A 19117-nucleotide genomic window follows, 5' to 3' on the forward strand; every position below is an offset into this window, starting at 1 on the left:
AAATCTATTTTATTATAAATCGTTTAGTTTCTCCTTGAACTTTTAATAAGTACATACCAGTTTCAAGATTACCAACACTTATAGTTTTACTATTACTTAAAGTACCTTGTCCAACAACTTGTCCAACCATATTCATAATAGAATATGTATTATTAGTACTCTTAGTATCCTTCATTGCAATCTGTAATACTCCACCTCTTTGTAGTGGGTTTGGTGAAATTGTGAAAATAGAAATTCCTTCTTCATCTTCGGTTCCTATAATAGGAGTTGTTGGTCCGAAATCTGCTACTAAAGCAGCCGATCCATCACAAGATCCTTCATAGATCTTAACATTAGAGAAGATTGAATTATTTCCTGATCCTGCGTCATTATCATTAATGAATACCAATCTATCCATACTTCCTGTATAGAAATTACCTACTGGAATTACGTATGTTGTTGTACCACTAGAATAATTATCAAAATTAGTTACCCCATAATTCTGAGTACCGTGAACTTTAAAGTATCTAGTAGAAGTTAATGTATTATCATCTTCAAAACCAACACCATGAATCTCTCCTTGAGAAGTACTGCTAAAATCAAACTCTATAACCGTATTAGCAGTTACCGTATAACTTAGAGGAATATACTTCCAAGTATTATTAGACATTGATAGTCCTGCTCCGCCATTTACAATAGAGAAATTACCTGCAGAATCTTGATTAGAGAAAGGAGTAATAGAGAAATCATTGAAATTAATTGACTCACAAGTTGGTCCTGGATCAACAGTACCATTAGTAATACTTAAATCATCTATGGTAACATCACCTTGCCAGCTAGATCCTGTAACCGTATTAAGACGTAATTGTACACTAGCATTTCCTGCATATGCAGAAAGATCAACACTTGCAGTGTTCCAATCTGTTCCTTGAGCACCAGATCTACTAAATACACTTGTCCAATCTCCTGTATTATCTGTTCTTGCTTCAACGTCAAAAGTTCCTATTGCACTACCAACCATATGGTACTGGAAACTTAATGTTGGAGAAGTCAATCCACTAAAGTCTAAACAAGGTGAATTTAAAATTGCTCTCTTATTTGGATATCCTGTTCCATTTCCTGAAGCTTCTACATAAATATAAGAAGTACCATCAACCGCACCACTAGGTCCTGTTCCATTAGACGGAGTTCCATTAGAATCAACAGTCCAATCTAAATCATCTCCAGTAACTTGTGACCAATCTCCAATATTTCCTTCGAAACTTTCGTTATATGGGAATGATGCTATATCACCAGTACACTCATCACCTCCAGGTCCAGGTCCACCGCCATCACAAGGATTAACAAAAGATACTATCTGATCAGAATTTGTATTAGTACCTCCATTACTATTTTCATTTGCATCCTGACCAACTCCTCGATCAGCAAATGCTTTCCAGATAATACATTCGTATTGCCCTCCATATAAATCTTGATCTGCTTGAAGAATACCATCTCTACCAGAAACGAATCCTGGGTTATTAGCTGTATTTTTTAATCCTTCAGTTACTAATGCCAAAGCGATATTATTACCTCCTGTTCCATTGTAAAAATCTGGATCAAATCCTTCTGCGTCGATAAGTCCCCAAGTCATATCCCATAATACAGTTGCAAAAGCGTATCCTACTCCATGAGGAACTGCCAATCCATTTATATCTGCATAATCCGTATTGTTTACAGATCTATCTATAGAATATGGAGTTGGACGAATACCATCTCCTGTAGTTGGTTGATTTAAAGCATATGTCCCTATTCCTCGAGCATCTGTACCAGAATCACCAGCTTTCATAGTAAGCATTAACCCAAACCAATCAGACCATCCTTCACCCATTTGTTCAGAACCACCTAGACCATTAGAAGCTGGTCCACCTACTAATCTTATAGAAATACCATGACCATATTCGTGGGCAATGATTCCATTATCTAAATCTCCATCTCTATCAGGATTTGGACTTGTCCAAAGGAACATTTGCATTCTAGGATTACCTCCATCTCCTGGAGTAGAAAAATTCGCATTATTACTTCCACTTCCATCTTGTGCATCAGCATTTACAGAATCGCTTCCAGCACCACCATTTCCATAATTATTTTCTTGGAAGTTTCCACTAGCTTCATCAAAACCATACTGATAAAACACATCGTGCATAATATTATTCCAGTAGAAAAGATTTGTTATTGCTGCATCATCATATGCTGTAGGTGCTTGGTTAAGATCGATAGGAAAGTTAAAATCTAAACTAGCTCCTCCATCAGGAGAAAAACCTGTACCATTGTTCCCATTTCTATCTTCCTGAGCCCATACATTATTACCTCTAGTAATTGTAAATTCGGCCCCAGCACTACCATTCGTATCATGCCATCCAAATGGAGAAGCATTAAGATCAGCTGGATCGGTTACTATAGAACGATTACCATGACTAGGACTTTCTACAGGCATTGCATATACATTATAAGAGTCAGGAGCAAACGCTGCTGACGCTTCTGACTTAGTTTTAGCTGTAGGAGCAGGAACAATTGGCGTTTCTTTTTCAAATAAAACAGACGCTCCGTGATTGTGATTTTCATGATCAGGAGTACCAAAATTACAAGTTATTACCCAATCCTCCGTATATAAAATTTCACCAGTAGTAGCATCTACATTAGCATTCCACCAATGTTGACCGTCTTTTTGATATAAACTAACACGCCAAGTTAATATCAATTGATCATCTTGCTTGATATAAACTTGTTTTGCCTCTATAGGTTCTAAAGTAATTCCAGAATTTTCATAAACTAATGATCCATCAGATTTACTTTTTGATCTCACCAACTGAGGAGATTGTAAATTGTGAGCTCTAGCAACATTCATAATTGCCGTCTCTGCTGGAAGAGAGGCTTTTGCAGAAGTAACTTTGGACTTAAGATCCGATATAAATTGATTTATCTTCCAAGTTACTTCATTATTCTTTACAGTAAGTTTATATGTAGCATACTGTATTGGAATTCCCTGATAACGCTGTTGTACATATACGTGCTGTATATCGGGATTTAAAGAAGGAACCACATCGGTTACTTCCCACTCTGACACATCGTCTGATGTTAGTGCTGATTTAGCTGTTGTGCTGTTCAGATGGTTTTTAACTATACCATCCATGATGTTTTGTGCAAACATTGCCTGGCCTATCAACATAGTTAATAGGACAAACGAGTACATTTTTCTCATATGTATAAAATTTGAATTTGTGTTAACTAAAATTAACAAAATCAAAAACATCTTAGACACAAATCTAATATCACTGAATAAAGTTTAACAATTTCACATTTTCACTGAATTTTCCCTAAAACAAAAATTCAGGTAGTTATTTAAACTACCAATTGTTAGTTAACCTACATAAATACTAGACTTTTTATTTTTTTTTAACATATCGCTACACATATACTGATAATCAGAATAATAACTATACCTTTTTTTAATTACGGGATACCTGTAGATTTTTTTTTTACTTTTTTTATTAAAACAGCACTTTATAAGTTATTTTAGATCGATTTGATTAACGAAACAAAAAAAACATTAAACAACTTATTCTAATACATAAATATTTTGACTTAAAACATTTATATGTTTTTGGTTAAAACAAAAACATATTACTATAACTTTTCAGATAAAAAAAACTATTTGGATAACTGTATTATAGAAGAAAACATAAATATATAAATGAAAAGCCCAGTTTTTATTACCTCCTTACAATCATCACATAGCGTACTAATTCCTTTGGAAATTGCCAAATCATTTATTACTAACAATCAGAAAAGAGTAATTGTCGAAATAAGTTTTAAGGATACCCATATTAAATTTCACGCAGCTTTATTAAAAAGAAAGGAACAATTTTATGTTATGTTTAGTCAAAGAAAACAGAAACAACTTGGTGTTCTACCTAATGATTATTTTAATATACAATTACTAGAAGATACTTCTAAATACGGTGTAGAAATGTCCGAAGAACTAGAAGCCGTATTACAAAGTGATCCTGAGGCATCTGACATATTCGAATCACTTACCGCTGGTATGAAAAGAAGTTTAATTTATTATGTACTACAGTTTAAAAACTCTCAGACCAAAATAGACAAGGCTTTGATCATTACTGAGAACCTAAAACTTGGTATAAGAGACAAAAAACAACTTATTAAAAAGCTATAACAGAAAATAATTAGATTAGAAAAAAGGAAACTAAGTTCTTTTAATCGACGCAACCTTTATAAATTCTTTTCATCTTTTAATCAAACAATCAAAAGATGAAAAAAACAAAATTAATTATTTTTGGCTTACTACTCATAAGCCTACAAAGTTGCTGTCCTTTTCTGGTAGATTGCGACAACAACGATGATGATTTTCCAATAGACCCAGCATTTTCGCAATATGAACCTATATTATTAGATAGAAATGATTTCGAAAATTCAGTTTCTTTGAAAGATCCTATTTCAATTAATACTTCGGGTAAAATTTACAGTAAGGATAATTTACTTTTTATCAATGAAGTTCATAGAGGTTTTCATGTCTATGATAACACAGATCCTACATCCCCTACTCCGTTAAAATTTCTTGAAGCTCCAGGATCAACTGATTTAGCGATTCGTGATAATATGATATACATTAATCAAGCTACTGATTTAATTGCAATAGAATATAATAACACTGACGGTATTACACTTACTAAAAGAGTAATCAATGTATTTCCGGAAATGCGGTCCCCAGATGGTTTTTTGCCTTTCGATATACCTGAAAACAATGTTGTAATAGGATGGATATTAATCAACTAACGCCAAATATTATGAAAAAATGTATACTTATGATACTCACTTCCTTTATTATTTTTAGTTGCGATTCCGATTCTTCTAACGACTCTTTATCTCCAATAAATAATGATGGAATTGGTGGATCTTTAGCAACCTTTACGTTAAAAGGAGATTATCTATACACTGTAGATAATACGGATCTTACCGTATTTAATATTACTGATATCAAAGATCCCGTACAAGTTAACACCATACCGATTGGTTTTAATATCGAAACACTTTTTAGTTATAAAGACTATTTATATATAGGATCAAGAAACGGAATGTTTATATATGGATTAACAAATCCAGAATTTCCCGAAAAACTTTCTCAAGTAGAACATTTTACCGCTTGTGACCCTGTTATTGCAAATGATACACATGCATTCGTTACTTTACACTCCGATACATTTTGTGGTAATAATCTTAATGTCTTACAAATCTATGATGTTACCACTATTACGGAACCCATTCTGATCAATTCCAGAAACCTTACTTTCCCAAGAGGATTAGGGCTTTATAACAATTTCTTAATTGTTTGTGATGACGAAATTAAAATCTTCGATGTTTCTGATCCATCAGAATCAAATCTGGTTACTTCGATTAACAACAATGCATTTGATGTCATTATATCTGGGAATTTATTAATCGCAATTGGTGAGACAGGGTTATATCAATATAGACTTACTCCGGATGTAAATTTAGGTATAAGTATTACTGAATTAAGCACAATTAATATTTAACGAAATCTAAAAACCTCTTAAATCCTTTGCTATAAGCTAAAACAGTCCTATATTAGTTTACTCTAAACGTAACAAATCATTAAATTATGAAAACTCTAAATCTAGTGGTAATTGCTTTTCTTACTATTGTTGTTCTTGGCTGCAAAGGAGATAAGAAGGAAGGAAAGGAATATGATAAAAAAGTAAACGAAGAAATCACAGAAGAAACTACTGAGGAAAAAGAAGATAAGAGCGAGATAAAAACATTAGCGATCTCTTTAACACCAAAAAGTGATAGCAATGTATCTGGTAATATTACTTTTACAGAAGAAAGCGGTATGGTTACTATGGTTGCTTATTTAAATGGATTATCAGAAGGAGAACATGCGATTCATATTCACGAAAAAGCAGACTGTTCTTCTGTAGATGGTAAATCTACCGGAGGCCATTGGAATCCAACTATGGAACCTCATGGAAAATGGGGAGCTTCAAAAGGTTACCACAAAGGAGATATTGGTAACTTTAATGCTGCTACAGATGGTAAAGGATCTATCACCTTCGCTACAAATGAATGGTGTATTGGTTGCGAGGACAAGAAAAAAGATATTGTAGGTAAAGCTATAATAGTACATCAAGGAACTGATGATTACACTTCTCAACCTTCAGGTGCTGCCGGAAGTAGAGTTAGTTGTGGTGGAATTATAGAATAAGAAATAAAACTTTATAAAGTAATTAAATATAAGAAGAGTATATCTATAAGATGTGCTCTTTTTCTTTTTTTAAAGAAAAGCAGTACTTTAGTAATATACGAACGGACTTTGCATGCAGCCTAGAGAATTAATAATTCAGTTACAACAAAAAAACGAAAAGGCGTTTCAACGTATTTATGAAATGTATTCCGAAAATGTACTAGGTATTATTTATAGCATTCTAAAAGATGAGACTTTATCTGAAGAAGTATTACAGGATGTTTTTATAAAAGTTTGGGATAAAGCGGATACATATTCCGAAAAAAAAGGACGTTTTTTTACTTGGATACTTAATATTGCTCGAAATGCTGCTATTGATAAAACAAGATCTTTAGGGTTTAAAAATTCTCAACAAAACCAAACTGCTGATTCTTTCGTAGATATATTAGAAGATAAAAATAGTTTCTCAAGTAAAGTTGACGCTATAGGTATAAAAAAGTATATAGAAATACTTGAACCTATTTGTAAAAAAGTTATTGATTTATTGTTTTTTAAAGGGTTCACACAAAAAGAGGCTTCAGAAGAATTAAACATTCCAATTGGAACGATTAAAACTCGGAACAGAATTTGTATTAATAAATTAAGAGAAGTCTTGGCTGAATAATTATGGATATAGAACAATACATATCATCTGGAATATTAGAGCTTTATGTATACGGCGCATTATCCGAAAAAGAGAATGCCGAAGTATACAAAGCTTTAAAAGAACATCCAGAAATTGAACAAGAAGTAAGAGAGATTGAAAAATCTCTTATGCAACTTTCTGTATCAGCAGCTCCTTATAACCCAGAATCTGTTTTTAATCGTATTAAGGAAAAACTAAATCTTACGGATAAAGAAACAGATGTGATCCCTATTACTCCTAAACGAACAAATTGGACTACGTATATTGGTTGGGCTGCTTCTATCGCTTTGTTAATTGGATTATTTATTCAGTTTAACAAAAACAAAACACTACGTCAACAAGTTGTTCAATCACAAATAGAGCAACAGCTACTCGAAGGAAAAATTAATATCGCAGAAGAAGACCTATCTAAAGTCAAATCACTTTTAAGTGTATTACGTGATAAAGATGTATTACAGATTCCTTTACAAGCTCAACAAGTGGATCCTACAGCATACGCAGCTGTCTATTGGGATAAGGAAAAACAAACTACTTACATAGATGTTGCTGGATTACCTACTCCACCACCAGGTAAAGTATATCAAGTGTGGTCTCTAAAATTGGATCCACTTACTCCAACTAGTTTAGGTATTTTAGACAAGTTCGCAGAAGATGGAATCAAAATATTCTCTCTTACAAACACTAATGATTCAGAAGCTTTTGGTATCACTCTAGAACCAGAAGGAGGAAGTGAATCTCCTACTATGGAACAACTATACACTCTGGGTACCGTAGAATCATAACATTTATCATTTTCTCAATTACGGGAAACTTATAATTAGCTACTAAAGGTGCTTTTAGCTTTTTCTTATTGCTTTTTTTTGAAGTATTTTTTACTAAAAAACACGTATAAATACGCTGTTACAGTTATTTTTTTTGGGGTAATTTTAGTCTATTCGATTATAATATTTTGCCTAAGCAAATACTAACTAAATAACTAACAAATGAAAAAATCATCTTTTAGCAATGTAGTACTACTACTTATAATGGTAGCTATAATTATTTCTTGTAATAAAAAAGAAAAAAAAGAATATACTACAGACTCACCAAATGAAAATACCGAGACATTGATCGCAGCAGTAACTCCAGTAAACTCTAAACTTCCCTCTGATGTTTTACAATCTTGTGTAGTAGATGCTTCTAGTTTTGAATCTTGGTTTAAAACTAATAGTGTTTCCAAAAACGGTATTGTAACGCCTGCCAATAGTGTAACCTTTAAACACCTAAACAATTGCGATTTTTATAAATGGTCTGAACGAATGTTTCTTTGGATGACATCTCCAGTAAAACAAGGTGATTATAGCAATGGTACTGTAATAGAAACACCTGCTTTTTATACAGTTTCTCCAGTTGTAGATAAAGAAAGAACATTAATTCCTCATGTACCAGGACAATTGATTAGTGCAGTTGCAAACACTCAAAAAAATGATCCTTTAATTGATACTGAAGAAGGTCAAGCGACTGATGATGTGTTATTAGCACAAAATGGATCTCTTTTATATTATATTACTATGGTTAATGATGTATATGCTCAATTTTTGACAGGTGCCAAAACAGGAAAGCTTTATGACAATGAGTTTCCCACAACCCAAACTACCTTAGATAGTATTACAGCATTTGCTAAAAGTCAAGGAGTAACATTAAAAGATCCTGAAACCCTGGCCATCGAAATCAAAACATCTTGGGTAGAGGCTGATAGTATTTCTAAATCAGATATTGGTACGTATATCACTATGGATGCTATCATCCCAACATATACTAAAACAGATACAAAATGGACACCAAATGGAACTAAAACAGCAAAACTTGCTCTTGTAGGAATACATATTGTAGGTAGTACCTCAGGGCACCCAGAAATGGTTTGGGCAACTTTCGAGCATGTTAGTAATGCTCCAAATTTAACCTATGAATACGTAAACAATGCTACTCCACCAGCCACTATTTCTGTTGCAGCTGATACTGGAAATGATTGGTTACTAAATAGTAATAGTGCGAGTGGCACCTACAATAAATCTCATATGACTTATGATAAAGGAGATATCATTGCAAACACAAAAACAAGTCCAACACAAACCATTACTCCTAGTAATACTAAGATGACAAAACCTTGGGGAGTTGCAAATACTGGCGTTCCAAATCCTGAAAATAAATCAGTCGCAGCCTCTAATAGTCAAATCATATCTACCAATAATAGCGTTCTAGGACAATTAACGAGTGGAGATATGCGTAAAAATTATATCTTTATTGGCGCTACTTGGACAAATGATGGTGCAGCACCAACCGGAAAAAGTTATTCCGAAACCTTAACAACTAATGGAGTTGCTATTGGAACAAGTCAATTAGCTAATAGTACAATGGAAACCTATGCCCAAAACGGAGCTGCATACAGTGAATATGGTAGTTGTTTTTCCTGTCATTCTAATTCTAAAACACCTGGATTAAAACCAACAGACCTGAGTCACGTATATCAAGCTATACAGGCCTTAAATGAAACTAAAACAGTGAATACACCATAAAAATTCAATAACATACTATATCCTATCATTCTCAGTATGAATCATAGGATATAGTATATATTCTATGACTTTATCTCCTATAAGTTAAGTTTTAATCATCAAAATCTCCACCTCCACCCGTAGGAAGCGTGTTTAGAAACTCATCAAAATCTGAAATTTCATCAAAATCTCCAGATGGTATAGAAATATCTATTTTTGATAATGCTCTAATAGAAAACTCTGAAACATCTGTAGTTATATGAATGTTCAGATCTACTCCTTTTTTAAGAATTTGTAGTCCCATATTGAGCCATTTATTTTTAGATAATTTTTCTAAATCTGTTTCTTTTTTAATCGTAGAATCTTTTTTACGTAATATCTTTCTTGCTAACTGATCAATAGCCTTCGTTTGTTTTCCTTTTATTATCGAATCATTACTAATTTCAGAAAAGGTGGTTTTTACATCTGATTTTAAAGGGAAATTAATCTCATCAGGAAGATTTAAAAAAACCATATCTAATAATTCCCGTTTTACCTTTATTTCTTTAGAATCGAATATATCTTGTTTTAGAAAATCCGTATCATCATGATATCGTGTAAAATCACAACTAAACTCCTTAATTATCGTAGAATCTTTTATTTGCTCAATCAATCTGTAAGCCGGTAATAGTTTAAAAGTATGATCCACAGGAGATGGTATACCACTTGGCATCACTTTATTTTCTAGCTGCGATTTATAATCTTTAATACTAAGTGTATGTTTATTTCTTTTGTCACTGAATTTATCAGCATAATACATTACTACACTGTCTTTTTTTAAATCAATAATGATGCCTGCATAATTATCCAATACACTATAAACACCTCCCCATCTTTGCTCTCTTTTTATCTTATACTCTGATATAAAATAAGTAGTATGCACTTTTGTTAAATCGCCGTAAAGTCCTCTAGATTCTGATAGTTTAATTTCACCTTCAAAATAAGGTCTATTATCTTCTTCCGTATTATCTATGTTCTCAGAATTACCTTCCTTATTACTACTTATAAAATTACACGAATTAAGTGCCAAGGATAAAAAGATAAAACTATAGATGATTATTGTAGGTCTCTTCATTAGATAGTTTTGATTGTCTGATTTATGGAGATATTACAACCAAAGATATGCTTAATTGTAAACCCAATTTTCATTTTCAGTTAATTAATTAGATAAGATCTAAACATGATATTCTTATTATCATCTCTTTATTTATTCTTTATCCATTCTGTCTTTTTAATTTTATACCAATTATGAGATACTCCTTCATAATCAAATCTGTCGACAAATGTTAAACCGATTTTCTTTAATATATTATTTGATGCTAGATGATTTATATCTGCAGCAGCACCAATCTCTTTTAAGTCAAGTCTTTCGAATCCATATTTGAGCGATTCTATTGCTGTTTCCGTTGCAATTCCAATTCCCCAGTATTTTTTTCTAAGTCTATAACCTAAATCATAATAATTAAATTCTTTTCGTAAATCTTGTTCATATTTTAATCCAGTCCAACCAATAAAATCTTCAGTTTCCTTATCAATAATTGCCCAACGTCCAATTCCATTTTCTTTATATTGAGTTCTTATAAATTTTATTACTTGTCTTGCTTCTTCAATTGTTTTTATAGGTTTTTTTCCTAAAAACTCATGAACTTCAGGGTCCGAATCAAGTTCAAAAATTCCTTGTACATCATATTCCTCTAGATCTCTTATAATTAATCGTTCTGTTTCTATATGTACTTTCATTATTATATCAATTTTTTAAATAATTCGTAACCATTTTTATATAAGTAATATTAAGAATATTTCACCAATATATCCATACTAAGAAGAAAGAGCCTGTTCCCCCTATAAACAAGCTCTTACTAACAACATCAAAAAACAAAACCAATTAACTCAATTATCTTTTCGATACTTTATTCTATTCATCATTATATTCTAAAACCTATATGTTATTCCTGCTTTTGCAAAAAATGGTGTGCCAGGTGTAAAGTGAATTTCTTCTTCTGATTGAGTTTCGTTTGCTAACCTAGATTCTGTAGCAAATTGTGTTTCGTTCCATTCTGTATCAAATAAATTCTCAACACTTAATGAAAAATCAAATTGCTTCCATCTGTAATTCAATGACATATCAATCACCATATATCCTTTTGCTTGGATATTATTATCTTCTGTTGCCGGGCGATCTCCTAAATACCTGAAACGTATCCCGCCAGAGAAATTATGTAAACTCTCTATTCTTATTCCTCCTGCAGCAGTAAATTTTGGAGCTAAAGGAATATAATCATTACCATTTTGCTCTTCTATACTTCTGGCATATGTGTAGGTCGCATCCGAGTCTAAAAACAACCAATCATTTACTTGATATCTTCCACTAATATCAATTCCGGTTCTTCTAGTTTTCCCACTAGGTTCAACTACTCCTTCATCTCCCACATATACAAACTCTTGTTGCAATCCTAAATACCAAAGTGTCGTATTCAAAAATATTTTTGAGAAAGGTTTCCAATTCATTCCAAAATCTATACCATATGAATTAGGTAAAATTTCTTCTCCATTTCGGGCAGTTACTACTCTAGTGTCATTACCGTGAAATCCAATTCCTGATTTTGCAAAAAAATGTAAGTTATCACTTGGATCGTAAGAAATTCTCAATTTAGGTGATATAATAGATTTTGTCTCAGATAGAACAGTAAAAGGAGCCAATAATGCATCCTCGTAGACATATTTAAAATAATCCAAACGAACAGCAGGTGTTATTTTTAGCTTCCCGAAATCAAAAGTTACATCTGCAAAAGCATATGCATTTGTTTCATTTACATCTCCTAAACTTACACGTTCGAGGGTTTCATTCCTATTAGCTGTTCTGGATAATTCATTATCATCAATCGCATCATTCCGCAATCCGATTCCACCATTTAATTCTAACTCTACCTGATCCCAATATTTTCTAGAACTAAAAACACTATTAAAACCAAACAATTTTCTGCTTTCTTTTTGTCTAATTTGATCTCCATTTACAGGGTCATTAAGAAAAAAAGTGAAATTAGAATATAATTCGAAGTCATACATTGTATAAAACACATTGGTTCTAAACGTCGAGTTTTCTGCAATAAAAGTATCGTATGCCAGATTAAAGTTCGTTCTAGATGTGATTCCACCTTCTGTATCATCAATAGCTCCAAATCTCGAGATAACACCTTGCGCTACTGCCCTATTTGGTATTTGTCCAGAAGCATCCCAACGACTTGTAAAATGTGAAGCTGTGGCTGATATTTTTTTATTATCTGATAACTCCTTAGTATATTTCCCAACTACATTAATTCTATTAAAATTCTGAGGCGAATCAAAAGGACCATCACTCTCTAGATATTCTAATGCTAATGTGGCATTTTCTTTAGGAGAAGTACCTAAAAGATTAAATAAGCCAACTGTACGTATAGTATTGAAATCTCCTGCTTCTACTTTAATTTTATTATTAGTAAAACTTTCTTTTGTTTTAAATGCTACATATCCAGCTGTATTAAAGTTTCCCTGATCAGCCGTGTAAGATCCTTTTCCAAAACGTATTTTATCAATAGTTTCAGGAATAATAAAATGTAAATCTGCATATCCTTGTCCATGTGCATGAGATACCATATTTACTGGCATACCATCTACAGAAATTGAAATATCTGTCCCATGATCAACGTCAAACCCTCTTAAGAAAATCTGTTCTGCCTTACCACCACCTGCATGTTGACCTATAAATAGGCCTGGGACTTTTTGTAACAATTCTTGAGAAGAGCTTTCCGGATTTACTTTCATATCTATTTTATTAATCAGCTGTAATGGATTAATCTCCTGTTTTAAGATCAACTCATCCAACTGAAAAATTTTACTTTCTAACATTATTTCAATTCCGTTATCAAAATCGACTTGTTTAATAATTAAGTTTTTCGTTTCAAAACCTAATAAGCGTATGGTTAATGTATCATCAATTGCTACTTTAGAAAGTAAAAAAGTTCCATTTTCTAAAGTGTGGGTATGGCTCTCAGCTTGATTATTATATACATACGCTTCGGAGAGAGCCGTATCAAATGCATCAACAACTTTTCCTTTTAAAGTTTGATTTTGAGCGTAAGTGTGTAAGCCGAATATCAGCGAGAATATCACAAGTATATTTTTCATGGTATTTTTTAATAATTTAAAAGAAAGTAATTTTTACAGATTCATTAATTCCTTAGAAATAACAGGTCCTAACTCATAACTACTTTCCATCAATTCTTCAATTATTGGACTTACTTTTTCTGATAAATTATTTGCTTTATAAATCTGAGCAATATGAAGATTCGCTACAGGTTCAAATGTCTTATTAACTATATAATTCTCAGCAATCGACAATGCTTCTTTATGATCTCCTTTTAAATTTAATATATATGCCTTTAAATCATAAGATTGTGGTGTTGGACGGTTCTGTATTTCTTCTTCAGCTATAGCTAATGCTTTATCATACTCACCATATTCTTCTGCAAGGAACAATGCCGTATGCGTATTATACATAGCACCGTATCTATTATCTTTAACTGAATTATAATATTTTATTAGGTTAATTTTTTTGACAGTATCATTTTTTTGAAACTCCCCTATCTCAGCTTTTAATAAAAAATAGTCCGGGCTTTGATAATCAGACATAACCGCATCAAGAATTTTTAATGCTTCTTCTGGTTTATGCTCATAAGAATATATAATCCACGCAATACCTTTTTTTGCATATGCATTGGAAGAATCAATTGCTAAAGCTTTTAAATAATGATCATAAGACTCTTCTATTCTACCAGCATGACCATAGTAATCCGCTAAATTGGTATAGGACCATAATTGCAACCCTTTGTTTTTACTACTCTCTGCAATTTTCAATGCCTTTTCCATATTCCTAATAGTAGCATCCAAATTACCTTTATAATCATTCCATTTAGCTAAACGAATTAGAAAATTATAATCACTCTGATTTGTTATTTTTTGTAAATACTTATCCGCATTTTCATATTCTCCTAACTCCATAGATATATCAAACAGGACCATTTCTGTCGCCTTACTATTTGTTTTTAAAAGATAAGCACCTTGTGCTGCTTCTTTTGCTTCAATAAATCTATGTTGGGATATATAATTATGCGCTAATGCTAAAAGATACCCTGATTTTCCAATTGCTGCTACATCTACAGATTTTGTTAATGCTTTCTCAGCTAATTTAAGATAAGCTATATCTCCAGTAGAATGAAATAGTTCTGTATATGCAGCTGCAGCTGGTGCTAAAGCTGTAATCTGAAGACTGTCTACTTTTATTCTAGAATTCCAAAATTGAAGCTCTTCTTTAGCTTCTTTTCTTGTTTGATTGTTATGCTTAGTAAGATATACGGCATAATCTTCTGGATTCGTAATGGTTGTTTCTTCTTTATTACAGGAAACAACAAACATTCCTATTAAGAGAACTATGATACTATTTGATATTTTCATTTGTTTTGTTTTTTGAGTTTACACCATCATTCTGAGCCTACCATATCGACCTTTATTAAGGCATACCAAATCATTCGAGGGCTGATTTAACCGATGATAGACTCAGCTTGACAGTAAAGAATATGGTCTTACTTACGAACCGTGTGGAGACTCTAAGTATGGGAATGTATCTGAAGGTGTCTCCCCAGAATTACTAACTCCATCTGTAACAAGTATTGGTAAATCTGGAGTTCCATCATTATCTAAATCTTGTCCATTAAATCGATCTCCTGTTTGTCCACCAAATAATAAAATTAACGATACATCGATTACATCATCGGTTAATGTTCTTCCTGTTAGCACATTGGTGCCATCAAAATAAGTTGTTGGTACTCCTGGCGCTACTTGTAATACATCTGATGCTAAAACTGTAGTTAAGGTTGTAATATCTAATCCTAAGATATTATTCTCATAAGTTGCTCCAAATGCATTATGCAGCCCGGCTAATTGAGTTTCGAATAATGATTGAAAATTTGCTCCTTGTTCGGAAGGAATCGTTACATTAAAACTATTCTCTATATCAGGTGTCGCACTAAAAACAGTATTAATACCAGGACGTCCCATTTGATCTTCTTGCGCAAAGGTTCCAGAGAAATCTAAAACTATAGGCGGATTAACTACAATTACATCATCATCATTACTACAGCTTGCTAATCCAACTAGTATGATTAAAGCAACCGATATATTTTTTAATTTATTTAGTTTCATAATATCTATTATTTAAAAATTCTTGATTATTGTTTTCTTTTTGCTTCTGCCCAAGTATTAAATACCTCAACACCCGTTCCTGCCGGGTGGCTAAATGTTCCTCCTAAAAGTGAGTTAGGCACTTCTACGACTATCGATAATACATTAGTTCCATCAAAATCATCATTACCAGGGTTATTAAATCCTCCAGAAGCCATTCCGCCAATAATGGCATTGAACTGATTGGAGTCAAAAAAGAAAGGATCTTCTCTTAAACCTGCGAAATAAGAAATTCCATTTGCTTCTGATGTAGTGGCATTAGACCCTGTACTTATTGCAACTTGACCTAAGTATTGTGTATCATCATCAATAGTACTATTCAAACCAGTCTGTGAAGGTTGATAAGGGCCAAAAAAATACATCACACCATCTCTAGGTATAGCTTGTATCACTAGATCTTCTAACAGATCGCCATCATTGTCGATGTTAATTTCTACTAGAACGTTTTCATCAAAAGTTGCCGAGCTTCCTGGAGCTAACAACCCTTGAACATTTGCTACAAACACCGTATTATCTGGATTTGCTCCTTCAAAAGCATACAGATCCGTAATGTCAGCGGTACTTCCTACAACTGCTGGAGCATCTATATGATCTGCTGCCATAAAAACTGCTCCTAGGCTAAAGAGACCTCCTAGAATAAATAAATTTGTTTTTCTAATCTTGTTCATTTTATTTAATTTTAAATGTTTACGCTATTACATACGAGGATAAAAAGAACACGGTTTTCTCAAGTGTGTTAAAAATTTGTTAACTATTAATTTATAGATCTAGATTATCGTTGAATGCCGTTAGATGAAAAATAAATTTACCTTTGTGCTAAACCTACAAACCTATGAACCCATCAACAGCTGGTTGGATAGATAAATTTCTTAGAGATTTTGATATAGATTCTCTTTCTTTATCATCACTAGATGAATTATATCCAGAACTAAGGAAGGTAGGTTTTATATATGGTACTTCTGTAGAAATAGCTTTGTCATATGATTCGGAAATCACATACTCAGAGGAAGAGAAAACTAAGATAAATCTTTTTACTGCTTTGGTAGTTACGTATTATGATACTATTGATAATGGAGATTCTAAAGACTGTATTAAAGCTTTAATAGAGTTTTATGAATACTTAGATACCAAAAAATCTTTTTTTTCCTTTGTCAATGCATTGACAACTAGTAAAAGTGAGAAACTAGAAAAAATAATTAATACGAGGATTCAGACGAATGAATCTATTTTCAAAAAGAATTTTAGTCATTTACTAACAAATGCCTTATTGTTTATTGATGTTCTAGCTTTTGAGCATTTTTTGATTCATGATATAAACCCCATTGAGTACGCTGCTTCTCTAGAAGAAACATTAACAAATATTGTTTTTCTTGCTCTAAATTCGAAAATAGAAAAAGATGATTACTATGAGTTACTAGTTAAGCTTTTTGCTTCTTCTGTACGATATACCAAGGTAAATACTGATGAAGATGCTAGTTTTGATCAAATAGATTTAGATACGTACACTGATGAATTAGAGAAAAGATATATTCTGGATCTAACAAGTTTAGCCGTTTGGAATGATAAAGAAATTGATTTAGGAGAACAAGATTTTATGCGTGCATTAGGAGCAGAACTTATATTACCAAATCAATGGGTTAGAGAATCCCTACATTCTGTGCAATCATTTGTAAAAGAGCATAAAGAAGAAATATCTTTTTTTAATTATTCTAATCCGGCACACCACTTTTATAAGCAAACCTCGAGGACTGTAAGTATCTTAATCCTTAGAAATAAGAAAAGATTAATTAAGGAAATTTCTGAAAGTAAGGATTTAATGATTTTATTAGGTCAATCTGCGGTTAGAGATTTATCTAAAGAGGAAAAACAACAAATGAAGCAGCAATTACTAGATGTATGCAAAACGATTCCTTCTCTTGCAATTTTTATTCTTCCTGGCGGTAGTTTATTATTACCACTATTAATAAAATTTATTCCTCAGTTATTACCTTCTGCATTTAACGAAAACAAATAAAAAATCCTGATTAAATCAGGATTTTTTATTTGTTGTTTATACTTCTAATTTCTGAAGTTCTTTATAATTCTTTTTTAACCTTCTAGTCAGTATACCATAAATCAATCGATATAACAGTGCTAAGAGTCCTATAAAAATAGCCAATACTATCACAGAAGTCACTATAACCAGATAAATTGGAACTTCTTGATCTGCTGACTTGCTAGTATAAGCATCTGTATAAAATGCCATATATGTGATTACAACCAATGTCGTTATCGCAAGAAAGCTTATATTAATCCATACATACTGTTTTACTGTCTTTCTTGTATTTAGAATATTTTTCATCAAAACAGCTGCTGAATCCGTTGTCTGGATATTTTTATAATTTAGATAAAACCTGATCATAAAGTATAGTAATATCCCATATGACAATATCGTTGTAAACATTGAAAAGCCTTCTAAACCAAGAACCTCTAATTCTTCGTATTGACCAGTTAATCTAACTATAATATCTATTGATGACCATACAATAAATTCTAAAACACTTATGATAAAAATCCATTTTACCATCGAAGATGATTTTTTCAATATCATCTTGTAGATTTCATTATATGATAACTTCGGAAGCGCTTCGTCTTGATTCTTCCAGTCTTTTTTTAATAATTCTAATTCATCCATGCTTATGGGTTTAATATTTTTTTCAACTTCGTTTTCACCCTATTCATTTTCACTCTTGCATTTACTTCAGAGATTCCCATAGTCTCTGCAATTTCTTTATATGATTTGTCTTCCAGATATAGAAAAACTAACGCTTTTTCAATATCATTTAATTGTTTTACTGCTGCATACATTAACTTAAGCTGTTGTTCTATTTCATCATCATACTCTTCTGCCTTAATTTTGAAATCCATAGTATCAAAATCAGAAGTCTTAATACTTCTTTTTGATTTACGATATAACGTAATAGCCGTATTCAAAGAAACTCTATACATCCAAGTACTGAATTTCGAATCTCCTCTAAATTTTGGATACGCCTTCCATAACTGGATAGTAATCTCCTGAAACAAATCATTATGTGATTCTGCATCATTCGTATATATCCTACAAACCTTGTGCACAATATTTTGATTTTGCTCAAGATTAGTTACAAAACTATGTTCTAATTCTTTATTCACTTCAGTTAGTTACACCTAATAAGTAGGTAATAAAACAAATACGTTACACATTAAAAACTAAAATTTACACATATTATAAATATCCTTTAATAAAAACAAACAATAAAAAACTAATAATCAGGTAGTTTATCACATAAAAACAACAAAAATAAATATTCTGTAGGGTATATG

17 protein-coding genes are annotated in these 19117 nt (G+C 32.1%); 8 read left to right on the plus strand and 9 right to left on the minus strand.

All coding sequences use genetic code 11. The features are described 5' to 3' along the window. Positions 1 to 4 precede the first annotated feature (4 nt). Positions 5 to 3220, minus strand: coding sequence for a M36 family metallopeptidase (locus J8L88_RS15180; protein ID WP_211061158.1), 3216 nt, complete (start codon positions 3218 to 3220; stop codon positions 5 to 7). Between the two features lie 492 nt (positions 3221 to 3712). Here J8L88_RS15180 and J8L88_RS15185 point away from each other — a divergent pair, with 492 nt between their 5' ends. The 7 genes from J8L88_RS15185 (at position 3713) to J8L88_RS15215 (ending at position 9481) form a co-directional block, all read left to right on the plus strand. After that, positions 3713 to 4195: a YdeI/OmpD-associated family protein gene (locus tag J8L88_RS15185; protein WP_211061159.1), complete on the plus strand. Its 483-nt coding sequence runs from the start codon at positions 3713 to 3715 to the stop codon at positions 4193 to 4195. A 95-nt stretch (positions 4196 to 4290) separates the two neighbouring features. Next, positions 4291 to 4815 (plus strand): hypothetical protein, encoded by a 525-nt coding sequence (locus tag J8L88_RS15190; protein ID WP_211061160.1) that lies wholly within the window; start codon positions 4291 to 4293, stop codon positions 4813 to 4815. Positions 4816 to 4826: 11 nt separating this feature from the next. After that, positions 4827 to 5573, plus strand: a complete 747-nt coding sequence (locus tag J8L88_RS15195; protein WP_027392147.1) for an LVIVD repeat-containing protein — start codon at positions 4827 to 4829, stop codon at positions 5571 to 5573. A gap of 86 nt (positions 5574 to 5659) precedes the next feature. Further along, entirely contained in the window at positions 5660 to 6262 is a 603-nt protein-coding gene (locus J8L88_RS15200; protein WP_027392148.1) for a superoxide dismutase family protein, read from the plus strand. A gap of 112 nt (positions 6263 to 6374) precedes the next feature. Then, positions 6375 to 6905, plus strand: coding sequence for an RNA polymerase sigma factor (locus J8L88_RS15205; protein WP_211061161.1), 531 nt, complete (start codon positions 6375 to 6377; stop codon positions 6903 to 6905). 2 nt (positions 6906 to 6907) lie between these two features. Continuing rightward, positions 6908 to 7708 carry an anti-sigma factor domain-containing protein gene (locus J8L88_RS15210; RefSeq protein WP_027392150.1) on the plus strand — a complete coding sequence of 267 codons (801 nt, stop codon included), beginning with the start codon at positions 6908 to 6910 and terminating at the stop codon, positions 7706 to 7708. A 201-nt stretch (positions 7709 to 7909) separates the two neighbouring features. Further along, positions 7910 to 9481, plus strand: coding sequence for a hypothetical protein (locus J8L88_RS15215; protein WP_211061162.1), 1572 nt, complete (start codon positions 7910 to 7912; stop codon positions 9479 to 9481). A gap of 91 nt (positions 9482 to 9572) precedes the next feature. On the opposite strand, the gene J8L88_RS15220 is transcribed toward J8L88_RS15215, so the two are convergent. The 6 genes from J8L88_RS15220 to J8L88_RS23680 all read right to left on the minus strand — a co-directional run bounded on the left by J8L88_RS15220 (position 9573) and on the right by J8L88_RS23680 (position 16434). After that, entirely contained in the window at positions 9573 to 10574 is a 1002-nt protein-coding gene (locus tag J8L88_RS15220; RefSeq protein ID WP_211061163.1) for a hypothetical protein, read from the minus strand. Between the two features lie 128 nt (positions 10575 to 10702). Beyond that, the gene (locus J8L88_RS15225) at positions 10703 to 11239 is read right to left on the minus strand and encodes a GNAT family N-acetyltransferase (RefSeq protein WP_211061164.1); all 537 of its coding nucleotides are present in this window, start codon (positions 11237 to 11239) and stop codon (positions 10703 to 10705) included. Between the two features lie 192 nt (positions 11240 to 11431). Beyond that, positions 11432 to 13663: a TonB-dependent receptor plug domain-containing protein gene (locus J8L88_RS15230; RefSeq protein WP_211061165.1), complete on the minus strand. Its 2232-nt coding sequence runs from the start codon at positions 13661 to 13663 to the stop codon at positions 11432 to 11434. Between the two features lie 33 nt (positions 13664 to 13696). Then, positions 13697 to 14989: a tetratricopeptide repeat protein gene (locus J8L88_RS15235; RefSeq protein WP_211061166.1), complete on the minus strand. Its 1293-nt coding sequence runs from the start codon at positions 14987 to 14989 to the stop codon at positions 13697 to 13699. 132 nt (positions 14990 to 15121) lie between these two features. Continuing rightward, complete coding sequence (locus J8L88_RS23675) at positions 15122 to 15736, minus strand: DUF4331 family protein (protein ID WP_211061167.1); 615 nt, start codon at positions 15734 to 15736, stop codon at positions 15122 to 15124. A 26-nt stretch (positions 15737 to 15762) separates the two neighbouring features. After that, positions 15763 to 16434 carry a DUF4331 family protein gene (locus tag J8L88_RS23680; RefSeq protein WP_211061220.1) on the minus strand — a complete coding sequence of 224 codons (672 nt, stop codon included), beginning with the start codon at positions 16432 to 16434 and terminating at the stop codon, positions 15763 to 15765. Positions 16435 to 16607: 173 nt separating this feature from the next. On the opposite strand from J8L88_RS23680, the gene J8L88_RS15250 reads away from it, so the two are divergent. After that, on the plus strand, positions 16608 to 17789 hold the full coding sequence (locus J8L88_RS15250) for an LETM1-related biofilm-associated protein (RefSeq protein ID WP_211061168.1): 1182 nt from the start codon (positions 16608 to 16610) through the stop codon (positions 17787 to 17789). A gap of 36 nt (positions 17790 to 17825) precedes the next feature. Here J8L88_RS15250 and J8L88_RS15255 read toward each other — a convergent pair whose 3' ends face one another. Then, positions 17826 to 18449, minus strand: a complete 624-nt coding sequence (locus J8L88_RS15255; protein WP_118385467.1) for a hypothetical protein — start codon at positions 18447 to 18449, stop codon at positions 17826 to 17828. Between the two features lie 2 nt (positions 18450 to 18451). Further along, a complete protein-coding gene (locus tag J8L88_RS15260) occupies positions 18452 to 18946 on the minus strand; it encodes an RNA polymerase sigma factor (protein WP_027392160.1) in 495 nt (164 codons plus the stop codon). Positions 18947 to 19117: the final 171 nt, after the last annotated feature.

The organism is Aquimarina sp. MMG015 (assembly GCF_018100855.1).
In the GTDB taxonomy this organism is placed as follows: Bacteria; Bacteroidota; Bacteroidia; order Flavobacteriales; family Flavobacteriaceae; genus Aquimarina; species Aquimarina latercula.